The sequence below is a fragment of the Neoactinobaculum massilliense genome (assembly GCF_900604955.1).
Lineage (GTDB): Bacteria > Actinomycetota > Actinomycetes > Actinomycetales > Actinomycetaceae > Neoactinobaculum > Neoactinobaculum massilliense.
Window position 1 is genome coordinate 1331014 of sequence record NZ_UWPE01000001.1, and the last position, 12623, is coordinate 1343636.

Annotated in this window: 5 protein-coding genes, 1 tRNA gene, 3 rRNA genes and 1 other RNA gene; 4 read left to right on the plus strand and 6 right to left on the minus strand. The window is 60.5% G+C overall.

Annotated elements, in window-relative coordinates; translation table 11 throughout:
• Positions 1-57: 57 nt before the first annotated feature.
• The 4 genes from rrf to ffs form a co-directional block, all read right to left on the minus strand.
• A 5S ribosomal RNA gene (gene rrf / locus EIH27_RS05760) occupies positions 58-175 on the minus strand.
• An 80-nt stretch (positions 176-255) separates the two neighbouring features.
• Positions 256-3362 (minus strand): 23S ribosomal RNA (locus EIH27_RS05765).
• A gap of 211 nt (positions 3363-3573) precedes the next feature.
• Positions 3574-5117: ribosomal RNA gene (locus EIH27_RS05770) — 16S ribosomal RNA — on the minus strand.
• The 16S, 23S and 5S rRNA genes sit together here, the layout of an rRNA operon.
• A 926-nt stretch (positions 5118-6043) precedes the next feature.
• Positions 6044-6139, minus strand: an RNA gene (gene ffs / locus EIH27_RS05775) — signal recognition particle sRNA small type.
• Positions 6140-6412: 273 nt separating this feature from the next.
• Between ffs and EIH27_RS05780 the strand changes: the two genes are divergently transcribed.
• Entirely contained in the window at positions 6413-6976 is a 564-nt protein-coding gene (locus EIH27_RS05780; RefSeq protein ID WP_124039944.1) for a YbaK/EbsC family protein, read from the plus strand.
• Between the two features lie 233 nt (positions 6977-7209).
• Here the strand turns inward: EIH27_RS05780 and EIH27_RS05785 are convergent, their stop codons facing one another.
• A complete protein-coding gene (locus tag EIH27_RS05785) occupies positions 7210-8373 on the minus strand; it encodes an acyl-CoA dehydrogenase family protein (RefSeq protein WP_241152984.1) in 1164 nt (387 codons plus the stop codon).
• A gap of 295 nt (positions 8374-8668) precedes the next feature.
• On the opposite strand from EIH27_RS05785, the gene EIH27_RS05790 reads away from it, so the two are divergent.
• A tRNA-Ser gene (locus tag EIH27_RS05790) sits at positions 8669-8756 on the plus strand.
• Positions 8757-8840: 84 nt separating this feature from the next.
• Here the strand turns inward: EIH27_RS05790 and EIH27_RS05795 are convergent.
• The gene (locus tag EIH27_RS05795) at positions 8841-10310 is read right to left on the minus strand and encodes a catalase (protein ID WP_124039946.1); all 1470 of its coding nucleotides are present in this window, start codon (positions 10308-10310) and stop codon (positions 8841-8843) included.
• 199 nt (positions 10311-10509) lie between these two features.
• Between EIH27_RS05795 and EIH27_RS05800 the strand changes: the two genes are divergently transcribed.
• Positions 10510-11730 (plus strand): sensor histidine kinase, encoded by a 1221-nt coding sequence (locus tag EIH27_RS05800; RefSeq protein ID WP_124039947.1) that lies wholly within the window; start codon positions 10510-10512, stop codon positions 11728-11730.
• Positions 11731-11868: 138 nt separating this feature from the next.
• Positions 11869-12543, plus strand: a complete 675-nt coding sequence (locus EIH27_RS05805; RefSeq protein ID WP_124039948.1) for a response regulator — start codon at positions 11869-11871, stop codon at positions 12541-12543.
• Positions 12544-12623: the final 80 nt, after the last annotated feature.

Sequence of the window (12623 nt, forward strand, 5' to 3'; positions counted from 1 at the left end):
GGTGTGGGTGTGAAAAAGAGGGGGGTGCTCGCATGAGCACCCCCCTCTGGGGTTTGTGGGCGGCGGTGTCTTACTCTCCCACACCCTATCGAGTGCAGTACCATCAGCGCGTTGCGGGCTTAGCTACCGGGTTCGGAATGGGACCGGGCGTTCCCCCACAGCCATGACCACCGCCACAAGCATGGATCACCACAACCCTGCCGACTAGGCGTGGGGGCCGTGAATCGTATAGTAGACGCGAACAACAAGAAAGAATCGTGTAGGTTTTCGGCCATTAGTACCGGTCAGCTCCACCCTTTACAAGGCGTCTACTTCCGGCCTATCCATCCCATCATCTCTAGGAGGCCTCACCCAACCCCACAGGGCTGGTAGGAGAACTTATCTTGAAGCAGGCTTCCCGCTTAGATGCTTTCAGCGGTTATCCCTCCCGAACGTGGCTAACCAGCCGTGCTCCTGGCGGAACAACTGGCACACTAGAGGTTCGTCCATCCCGGTCCTCTCGTACTAGGGACAGCCCTTCACAATTCTCCAACGCGCGTAGCGGATAGGGACCGAACTGTCTCACGACGTTCTGAACCCAGCTCGCGTACCGCTTTAATAGGCGAACAGCCTAACCCTTGGGACCTACTCCAGCCCCAGGATGCGACGAGCCGACATCGAGGTGCCAAACCATTCCGTCGATATGAACTCTTGGGAAGGATCAGCCTGTTATCCCCGGGGTACCTTTTATCCGTTGAGCGACAGCGCTTCCACAAGCCACTGCCGGATCACTAGTTCCTACTTTCGTACCTGCCCGACATGTCTGTCTCACAGTCAAGCTCCCTTGTGCACTTACACTCACCACCTGGTTACCAACCAGGCCGAGGGAACCTTTGAGCGCCTCCGTTACTTTTTAGGAGGCAACCGCCCCAGTTAAACTACCCACCAGGCACTGTCCCTGACCCGGATCACGGGTCGAGGTTAGAAGTGCAACACGGCCAGAGTGGTATTTCACCAATGACTCCACACCCACTAGCGTGACTGCTTCACCGTCTCCCACCTATCCTACACAAGCCGTACCGAACACCAATACCAAGCTATAGTAAAGGTCCCGGGGTCTTTCCGTCCTGCTACGCGAAACGAGCATCTTTACTCGTAATGCAATTTCACCGAGTTCATGATCGAGACAGTGGAGAAGTCGTTACGCCATTCGTGCAGGTCGGAACTTACCCGACAAGGAATTTCGCTACCTTAGGATGGTTATAGTTACCACCGCCGTTTACTGGGGCTTAACTTCCCAGCCTCACACCCACAAGGAGTGCTCACCAGTCTGCTTAACCTTCCAGCACCGGGCAGGCGTCAGTCCGTATACATCGCCTTACAGCTTCGCACGGACCTGTGTTTTTGATAAACAGTCGCTTCTCCCTAGACTCTGCGACCCTCAACCCCACATACCCGCACGGGGCATGCCAAGTCTCAGGTCCCCCTTCTCCCGAAGTTACGGGGGCATTTTGCCGAGTTCCTTAATCATGATTCACTCGCACGCCTTAGTATTCTCTACCAGACCACCAGTGTCGGTTTCGGGTACGGGCGGTTCAAACCTCGCGTCGATGCTTTTCTCGGCAGCCCAGGATCATTCACTACCCCATATACTGGGTCCTCATCAGGCCTCACCCACACGTCTCCCGGATTTACCTAGAAAACGGGCCACACCCTTGAACGTGCCAAGCCATAAGACACGCTGAACTACCACTCTGCGTCACACCTGTTACCACGCTTGCGACCCGTACTTCGGACCCCACGCCGCCCCGCCCACCCATACAAGAAAAATCCTGCACAGGACAGACAGTTTGGGGTGGTTAGCATCAACACGGACCACACGGACGGTTCTCTACCGGTACCAGAATATGAACTGGTCACCCATCGACTACGCCTGACGGCCTCGCCTTAGGACCCGACTAACCCAGGGCGGACAAGCCTGCCCCTGGAACCCTTAGTCATACAGCGGACGGGATTCTCACCCGCCTCTCGTTACTCATGCCTGCATTCTCACTCGCGTCCAATCCACAACCCATCACCAGGCTGCTTCACCTCGAACACGACGCTCCCCTACCCAACACCACCACAAGGATGATGATCATTGCCGCGGTTTCGGCGGTGTACTTCAGCCCCGCTACATTGTCGGCGCAGAATCACTTGACCAGTGAGCTATTACGCACTCTTTCAAGGATGGCTGCTTCTAAGCCAACCTCCTGGTTGTCACAGCAACTCCACATCCTTTCCCACTTAGCACACACTTAGGGGCCTTAACCGGCGGTCTGGGCTGTTTCCCTCTCGACCATGAAGTTTATTCCCCACAGTCTCACTGCGCTGCTACCTGTCCCTGGCATTCGGAGTTTGGCTGATATCAGTAACCCGACAGGGCCCGTCCACCATCCAGTCGCTCTACCTCCAAGGCAGACCACAACACGCTGCACCAAAATGCATTTCGGGGAGAACCAGCTATCACGGAGTTTGATTGGCCTTTCACCCCTACCCACAGCTCATCCCCTCCATTTTCAACTGAAGTGGGTTCGCGCCTCCACACGCTCTTACACATGCTTCACACTGGCCATGGGTAGATCACCCCGCTTCGGGTCTAGAACACGCAACTACCGCCCTTAACAGACTCGCTTTCGCTACGGATACCCCACACGGGTTAACCTCGCCACGCATCACTAACTCGCAGGCTCATTCTTCAATAGGCACGCCATCACCCCCACACAGGAGCTCTGACGGATTGTAGGCGCCCGGTTTCAGGCACTATTTCACTCCCCTCCCGGGGTACTTTTCACCATTCCCTCACGGTACTATCCGCTATCGGTCACAACAGGTATTCAGCCTTACCACATGGTCATGGCAGATTCACACGAGATTCCACGAGCCCCGTGCTACTCGGGAACACATCAACGCAGCCCAGGCAATTCCAGTTACACGGCTCTCACGCTCTCCGGCAGGCCTTCCCAGACCCTTCACCTATCACCCAGGTTTATCACTACGCACCCCAACGTCGGTCAGGATAAAGACACGTCCCACAACCCCCAGCATGCACCACCCGACGGCTCAACACACACACTAGGTTTAGGCTCCTCCGCTTTCGCTCGCCACTACTCACGGAATATCTACTCCAGCAGGTACTAAGATGTTTCACTTCCCCGCGTTACCACCACCCCCCTATCAATTCAGGAGGCAGCGACCAGGCATCACCCCAGCCAGGTTTCCCCATTCGGACACCCTCGGATCAAAACTCGCTAGCCAATTCCCCGAGGCTTATCGCAGGCTACAACGTCCTTCTTCGGCCCATCATGCCAAGGCATCCACCGAACGCCCAACACAACCTACAAACAAAATCTAAAGATGCTCGCGTCCACTATACAATTCACAACCACCACACCAACACCACGCACAAACACACACATAACGCGCGCATCCACACATGGATAGTCACAGGGCCAGTAACCCAGAACCTGACAGCATGAAGACCAGAGAGCATCCACACACAAACCACACAAACACAGGCCACACCAAGCAGCCCATCATGGTTTCAATCCTTAGAAAGGAGGTGATCCAGCCGCACCTTCCGGTACGGCTACCTTGTTACGACTTCGTCCCAATCACCAGCCCCACCTTCGACCGCTCCCCCCACAAGGGTTAGGCCACGAGCTTCGGGTGTTGCCGACTTTCATGACGTGACGGGCGGTGTGTACAAGGCCCGAGAACGTATTCACCGCAGCGTTGCTGATCTGCGATTACTAGCGACTCCGACTTCATGGGGTCGAGTTGCAGACCCCAATCCGAACTGAGACCAGCTTTAAGGGATTCGCTCCACCTCACAGTATCGCCACCCTCTGTACCGGCCATTGTAGCATGCGTGAAGCCCAAGACATAAGGGGCATGATGATTTGACGTCATCCCCACCCTCCTCCGAGTTAACCCCGGCAGTCTCTCGTGAGTCCCCGGCCAAACCGCTGGTAACACGAGACAAGGGTTGCGCTCGTTGCGGGACTTAACCCAACATCTCACGACACGAGCTGACGACAACCATGCACCACCTGTCTACCCGCCCTAAAAGGGCCACACCATCTCTGGCATGTCCAAGTAGATGTCAAGCCTTGGTAAGGTTCTTCGCGTTGCATCGAATTAATCCGCATGCTCCGCCGCTTGTGCGGGCCCCCGTCAATTTCTTTGAGTTTTAGCCTTGCGGCCGTACTCCCCAGGCGGGGAACTTAATGCGTTAGCTACGGCGCAGACCCCGTGGAAGGACCCCACACCTAGTTCCCAACGTTTACAGCATGGACTACCAGGGTATCTAATCCTGTTCGCTCCCCACGCTTTCGCTTCTCAGCGTCAGTAATGGCCCAGTGACCTGCCTTCGCCATCGGTGTTCTTCCAGATATCTGCGCATTCCACCGCTACACCTGGAGTTCCAATCACCCCTACCACACTCTAGCCTGCCCGTACCCACTGCACGCTCAGGGTTAAGCCCCAAGTTTTCACAGCAGGCGCAACAAGCCGCCTACAAGCTCTTTACGCCCAATAATTCCGGACAACGCTCGCGCCCTACGTATTACCGCGGCTGCTGGCACGTAGTTAGCCGGCGCTTCTTATCCAGGTACCCTCAACCCCAAGAACACTCAAGGCCTTGTTCCCCAGCGAAAGAGGTTTACAACCCGAAAGCCGTCATCCCCCACGCGGCGTCGCTGCATCAGGCTTCCGCCCATTGTGCAATATCCCCCACTGCTGCCTCCCGTAGGAGCCTGGGCCGTATCTCAGTCCCAATGTGGCCGGTCACCCTCTCAGGCCGGCTACCCGTCACCGCCTTGGTAGGCCATCACCCCACCAACAAGCTGATAGGCCGCGAGCCCATCCCCCCTCAGAAAAACCCTTTCCAACACCCCACATGCGTGGGACGCAGAATATCCAGTATTAGACCCCGTTTCCAAGGCTTATCCCAAAAGGAAGGGCAGGTTACTCACGTATTACTCACCCGTTCGCCACTCGTGTACACCCCAACAAGTTGAGGCGCCTTACCGTTCGACTTGCATGTGTTAAGCACGCCGCCAGCGTTCGTCCTGAGCCAGAATCAAACTCTCCACAAAAACCAGAAAGCCAAAACGACTCACAAAAACACAACAACCACACCCACCAACACCCACACCACAGTGCAAGCATCAGCCAGCAGTCATCATGGCCTGCCCACCAAGACAGGACTCACAAAAACAACAAACCAACCAACCCCCACAAAAAGGAGCACAGCCAGCCTGTTCTTACTCTCAAAAGTCAACACACTATCAAGCACTCAACCACCACCCCCACACCCCACACACCCAGAACAACCCCAAGCACACAGGAAGGAGAAAACACCACCCCACAGCACCACCCAGCCACCCCCAAAGGGAGAAAACCAAGCACCACCACAAGGCGACGAAGCACAAGCATACCCACCACCCCCACCACCACACAACACCACAAACCCATGAACCACACCACACCCCACAACGCCAGGGCCCCACCACCCAGGCAGGCCCCACCGGTTTCGACCGGCTGGGTGCCAGCTCGCGTGTCTACTACCGACCCCGGGTCAGCATCACGGCAACCGGACAACAGCGCCAGATAGGCAACACCGACAAATAAACGAATAGAAGACACAGCCGCAGAACTGCCGCCTCAGGGCGACCGACGTCGCTGGTGGACGCCATTGCTAATGGACGGCGAAAGACAGAGATAGGCGGCACTATTACGAGGAAGAAAAAGAGAGGCCATCGCTTTGGAGGCAGCAGACCGGCCGAATCCACTGCAGCAGGGGTAGTCGAAAACCGATTATGGAAGGCCCGCTGATTGAAGGACACAGTCAGCAAATCCACCGGAACCGAAGGACAGGCCCACAGCAAGAGACCGATCATGGAATATCCGTAGGAACACGCGAAGAAAAACAGTTACCGACAAACCGAAAACTAGTCGCCGAAAAGTTGGTGGGAAAAGTACGCAGAGGAAAAATCGGTTGCCGAAAGTAGAAAACCGAGAAGTCAAGGACGCCCCACGCACCCGTCAGTGCCGCATACCCTTGCTGCGTTCCCGCCCTGGGGGAGTTTTGCAAGATAACGCCGCGTGGGGAGTCGAGGCCAGTTTACTGAACGAACGGCCAAGTGCCAACTGTAAGCCCGCGCGTGGCGGTGGCACCGGTTACCCGCACCGACTGAGCCCCGCCGTCCGCGAGTCCACCGGGCATCCAAAGTCCCCACCTGTCGCCCCATCAATCCATCAGTTACCGACCAGCCCACCCACAACCCACCCGCGACTCCAACCCCAGCCCACCCCGTCAGTCCAACCACCGGGCAGGCGCTCCGCCATCCACCGCGCCCCACTACCGTGAAGACACAAAGAAAGGACCGTCATGAACATGGACAATTTCGCGCCGGACAAGCTGGGCTGGCTGCCGGCTCTCGAGCACCCCGAACTGCTGGCGGAGCCAGTCGCCGCCGGCCTCACCGCCCTCGCGGAATCCGCGCCAGATCTTGCCTCGCAGGCACTTGTGGCCGAGATTGACCCGGCCTACTCGGACACCGAGCCCCTAGCTGAGCTCACCGGAATGCCCATTGCCATGTCCTGCAATTGCGTACTTGTGGCGGGAAAGCGCGCCGGCGAAGAACGCGTGGCAGCCTGCCTGATCCGCGCCAACACGCGCGCTGACATTAATCACGTGGTGAAAAAGCGTCTCGGAGTACGCAAGGCCAGCTTCTGGCCAATGGACGAGGCCGTGGCACAATCCGGCATGGAATACGGCGGCATCACGCCAATCAGCATCCCTGCCGGCTGGCACCTCTACGTGGACCCACGCGCCACAGAAGGCGATGCTCTCATCGGTTCCGGCGTGCGCCGCTCCAAACTCGCGGTCCCGGGTGCGCTCCTCGCTGCCCTGCCCGGCGTCGAAATCATCGAGGGCCTCGGAATTGAGTAGCGCGGGGCCAGCAGGTCCGACGACGTCGTCCACACCGGCCCCGTACGTGCACAGATACCGGCGTTGTGCCACGGCCGTGGAAATATGGGCCGTGGCCAGCCCCGTACGCGCGCAGCTACAGGACCACTCACGGTAACGGGCACGATGCGACAGCCGCGTCCACGGCAGCGCGGCGATCACACCCACGGGACGCGAGCGCCGCGACCCACTAGCAGCGGCCGGAAAGCGGCGCGCTACTCGGCGTCGTGAGCGTACGAGCTCACCGGACCGAGGATGAGGGACGCCCAGGAACCGTGGAGGGACTCCTGGTCGGAGGGCTGGAACAGGCCGGCCAGCACGTCACGGTAGAGGCGCGAAACCTCGCCCTTGCGCGAGTAGGAGCCGCCGCCCATGGAGCGAATAGCCTGATCGACGGCGTGAATAGCAGCCTCAGCGGCAGTATTCTTGGCGGCCGAGAAACGCGGATATTCGGCATCACCGCCGTCCACTCCGTTCTCCACGTCATGCTCCAGCTCACGGAGGAACGGGCCCGCCGCGGCGAGACCGAGCGCTCCGTCCGCAATACGCCAGCGAATGTCCGGATCCGTGGCGTACACGTCAGCGCGTGCAACCGAGCGACGCGTCTTGACTCGCTCTGCCGCAACCTCAACCGCACGCTCGCCAATGCCCAGGTAGGTGGAGCCGAGCAGCAGCTCAAAATTGGAGAAGATGCCGTACACCACCGGCTCCTTGGAGGCGCCGGGATCCACCACGCCCAGCACGCGATCCTTGCGGATATGAGCGCCCTCAAGCCTGGTGGAATTGGACTGGGTGGCGCGCATGCCCAGCACGTCCCAGTCATTCTTCATGGTGAACCCACCATCTTCGCGCAGAATCACCCCGAACACGTCCTTGGTGACGCCATCCTCCGCGGTGTAGGCACCGAACGTCATGAGCCGATCCCAGGCCGGCGCCATCGAGGTGAACACCTTGAGTCCGGTGAGAAGATAGCCGCCCTCGCCGTCCGACTCCGCCTTCGTAATGGAGCCAAACAGCACCAGATCGTTGCCCGGTTCGGAAATGCCGAAGGCGTACAGCTTCCCCTCCGCGGCCTCGCGCAGCACCATCTCACCGCGCTCATCCCCGCGCCGCACCATCCAGCGGGCCATGCCCACAATGATCTGATGCATATTGATAGCCAGTGCTGTGGCAGGGGCCGCCTTCGCGAGCCGCGTCTGCTCAGCCGCAATTTCCGGCAGCGTGAGACCCGCTCCGCCGTACTCCTTCGGCACAAACGCGCCGTAGTATCCGGCTGCCTTCAGCTCCGCGAAATCCTCCGTGGGGAACGCATTCTCCGCATCATACCGAGGAGCACGGTTGTGGATACGCTCCAGTAGGTCATCATCTAGAAAAGCCATAATTCTCCTTCGAACGCGTTGCGCGGCTCTCATGCCACGGCGCTGGTTGTTCCACCCCGGGTTCGTACGACGCCGAAGCGTCACGAAGTGCGCACCCGCGGGTCAACTCGGTCACGTTGAGCCTAGCGAACAGGTCCGACACACGGCGCGCGGCGAATTCAGCCCACGGAAAGACGCCGCGGGCACCATGCCAGGAGGACGTAGACGGCAGACTCGGCTATGCCACATACGTCACAGCTGGCCGGCTGGGCAAATCGATATCGTTTCGGCTATTCTTGTGAGGCGGTCACGCCGAGGAGGATTCGCCTAGTGGCCTATGGCGCACGCTTGGAAAGCGTGTTGGGTGCAAGCCCTCGGGGGTTCGAATCCCCCATCCTCCGCCAGCAGCCCCGAAACGTTGAAAAATAAGCGTTTCGGGGCTTTTACATAGGTGCGGGGTGGCGTGCACCCCGCCGCCCCGCCCGCACCTACGCGCGCACCGCTTTCTCAATCGCGGCGCCCACTTCGGCGTCGATCTGCTTCCAGTAATTAATCGTGTTGGTCAGTACGGGCTCCTCGCACCCGTCCAACAGCATGCCGGACACCGTATCCACCAGGTCCGCGCGTTCGGCGTCGGTGTAAATGCGCCGCACCAGATCGTGCGCCTGCCCGAAATCATCGTCCTCGGAGTGAAGGGTGGCGGCGGCGCGCATTAGCTCGGCGTCGTTCTCCCAGGTGCCCTCCCAGCCCTCATGCCGCTCGGCGTCCTGGCAGGCGCGGCCGTAGGAATTCGGCGAATAAACAGGGGCATTGCCGGAGTGGAAGTACTCCATGGCACCCTCCTTGTCATACGAATTGACCGCCACACCCGGCGCCGGCTGGTTGACCGGCAGCTGGTTGTAGTTCGTGCCGATGCGGTTGCGCTGCGCATCCGGGTAGGAGAACACGCGCGCCATGAGCATCTTGTCCGGCGAAATCCCCGTGCCCGGCACCATGTTCGACGGGCTGAACGCCGCCTGCTCAATCTGCGCGTAGTGGTTCTCCGGGTTGCGGTTCAGCGTAAAGCGGCCAATATCTACCAGCGGGTAGTCCCGCTTGGAGACCGTCTTGGTCAGATCGAAGATGTTGAAGCGATAGTCCTTCGCGTCCTCATACGGGATGAGCTGGAGTGACACGGTCCAGGACGGATACTCGCCGCGCTCAATCGCCCCAAACAGATCCCGGCGATGGAAATCCGCATCCTTACCGGCCATCTCCTGCGCCTCGGCATTGGACATGTTCTCCACGCCCTGATCCGTGTGGAAATGCCACCGCACCCACGTAATCTTGCCCTCCTTATTAATGAGCGAGTACGTGTGCGAGGAGTAGCCGTTCATGTGGCGCCACGTGCGCGGCAGGCCACGCGGACCCATGAGGTAGGCCACCTGGTGCGCTGTCTCCGGGGAGAGGCTCCAGAAATCCCACTGCATATTGTTAGAACGCAGGCCCGTATCCGGTTCCCGCTTCTGGGAGTGAATGAAATCCGGGAACTTCATTGGGTCACGCACGAAGAACACGGGCGTGTTGTTGCCGACCATGTCAAAATTGCCCGCCTGCGTGTAGAACTTGAGGGCAAAGCCGCGCACGTCACGCCAGGTGTCCGGAGAGCCGAGCTCACCCGCCACCGTGGAAAAACGCGCCAGCATCGGGGTTTTACGGCCCGGCTGCAGGAAATCCGCGCTGGTGTATGCGGAAATATCCGCCGTAATCTCCAGTTCTCCAAAGGCGCCGGACCCCTTCGCGTGCGGACTCCGCTCCGGAATACGTTCACGGTCAAAACGTGCTAGTTTCTGGACCAGCTCCACATCATGAAGCAGGAGGGGACCGTCGCGGCCCACGGACAGTGAGCGCGCATCGCTCGCGCGCGGCGCCCCGGTTTCTGTAGTGGACGCGGAAGCTTTCGGATCAAAATTCGTCATCTGTTCCTCTCCGTTCATTGCACGACGCCGCACTCACCAGCCGCCCTAGGTAGTGGGGGCAGTCCCGTCCGGTTGCGTGCAAGCCGTGCTAACTGGGATAAGTGACGCGGGAGACGTTTTATTCCTGGGCGAGCCACTATCCACCCTGAGGCTGAGGCGAGCGCCACGCCAAACCTGCACAATATGGGCAGGAGGGAACATGAACCCGTTGCGATTGCTGGAGCGATGGTCCGCGGCACACCCGCTGGTGGCGGACGGGCTGGTTGGGCTCGCCCTTCTCATCCTTACGCTCACCATGGATTCAGGCGGCAGCGCCGCCGGTTGGGCCCCGCTTCAGTTCATGGTGGTGACGGCGGAGAGCACAGCGTGGATGTTCCGACGGCGTTCTCCACGTGCTTCCGCTACGGCGATGGCACTGGCGGCCCTGGCGCAATTGCTGATTGGTCCGGATGCCTCCCCCACCATGGTGCTGGTACCACTCACCGTCTTCAACATCAGCAACCTTTTTCCGCGCCGGCAGGCCGCACCCTGGGCCGTCCTGGGTATCATTGGCGCCCTCGTGTGGCCTATTCGGCTCACCGTAGGCGCCTCCTGGCCCGGTGCGGTGTTCGCCGCCAGCCCCGGTCCGGACAGCGTTATCAGCTGCATCACCGTTACCGCGCTCTGCCTTCTCACCATCCTCACCGCCTGGGCGATCGGGGACATGATGTATTCGCGGCGGCGGCTCAACGAGGCAACACTGGCCCGCGCCAACCAGCTGCAAGCGGAGGCCACCACCGAGCGCGCCCTGGCGGCGTCGGACGAACGTAACCGCATTGCCCGCGAGATGCACGACATCGTGGCACATTCGCTCCAGGTAATCATCTCCCAGGCGGATGCCGGACGGTACGCGGGTGGCGCGGATCCTGCGGCGGCCACCGCAGCGCTCACCACGATTGCGTCGACCGGCCGCGACGCCCTGGCACAGATGCGCAGATTACTCGGCGTGCTGCGCGGGCCGGAGAGCGCCTCCACGGGCGCGCCGCCGCGGATCATCGACATCCCCGCGCTGCTGGACTCCGTACGTCTCACCGGCCTCCCGGTCACGTTCCGCGAGCTTGACAGCCCGCACGGCACGTTGGCTGACGGCGCCGAACTGGTGATTTACCGGGTGATTCAAGAGTCGCTCACAAACGTTGGCCGGCACGCGGGCCCGGGCGCTTCCGCCACCGTCACGCTCGAATGGATGGACAGTGGCGTGCGCATTGCCGTGGACGACGACGGGCGCGGCGCCGCGGCGGATCCCTCCACCCGCGGCGCCGGCCAGGGCCTCCTCGGCATGCACGAACGCGTGCTGCTGTTCGGTGGCACCATGGATGCACGCCCGCGCGCCGGTGGCGGCTATGCCGTTCACGCCGTCATTCCGTACGAGTCCGCGTAGCCCCGCCGCTCCGCCCAACCGCCGAGCCGACTTTCCGCCCACACCGGCGAGACGTCCGCCACCGGCCACCTCGCTCGTAGCGGCTCGTGCGCGCCCACGCCAGGTAGAGTGGCTCGTGTATCCGAGCGAGGAGCGCACATGAGCGAGCAGATCCGGGTGGCGCTGGTGGATGACCAGACGCTTATTCGTTCTGCACTCGCCACCCTGATTGGCACGCAGCCGGACCTCACCGTGGTGGCCACCGCCGCGCACGGACGCGAGGCGGTGGATTCGCCGGAGCTACGCGCGGCAGATGTCATTCTCATGGACGTTCGCATGCCCGTCATGGATGGGATCGAGGCAACCCGCGCTATTCTCTCGTCGGAGAATGGTGCCTCCGCCTCTCACCCACGCATCATCATGCTCACCACATTCGATATTGACGAATACGTATTAGAGGCGATTGACGCCGGCGCCTCCGGTTTTCTTCTCAAGGACGCGCCCCCGGAGGAACTGCTCAGTGGGATTCGCGCCGTCCACCGCGGCGATGCCGTGATCGCACCGTCCGCCACACGCCGCCTGCTCTCCACTTTTGCTCACGCCGGCCACAAGCAACCGTCCACCACGGACGCGGCCATCAGCGCCCTCACCCCGCGGGAGCGTGAAGTGCTGATAGCCATGAGTGACGGGCTTTCCAACTGTGAAATTGCGGAGAAGTTCGTGCTCTCGGAGGCCACCGTGAAAACGCATGTGAGCCGTATCCTCGCGAAACTTGGCGCGCGCGACCGCGTGCAGGCCGTGGTGGCGGCCTACCGCTCAGGCCTGGTGGAGTAGGCCTTCTGTCCTCATCCGAAAGTTGTACGCCGCGAGCGTCCAAAAACCATCCCCACGGTCGATGTCCCGCTGCCCGTCCC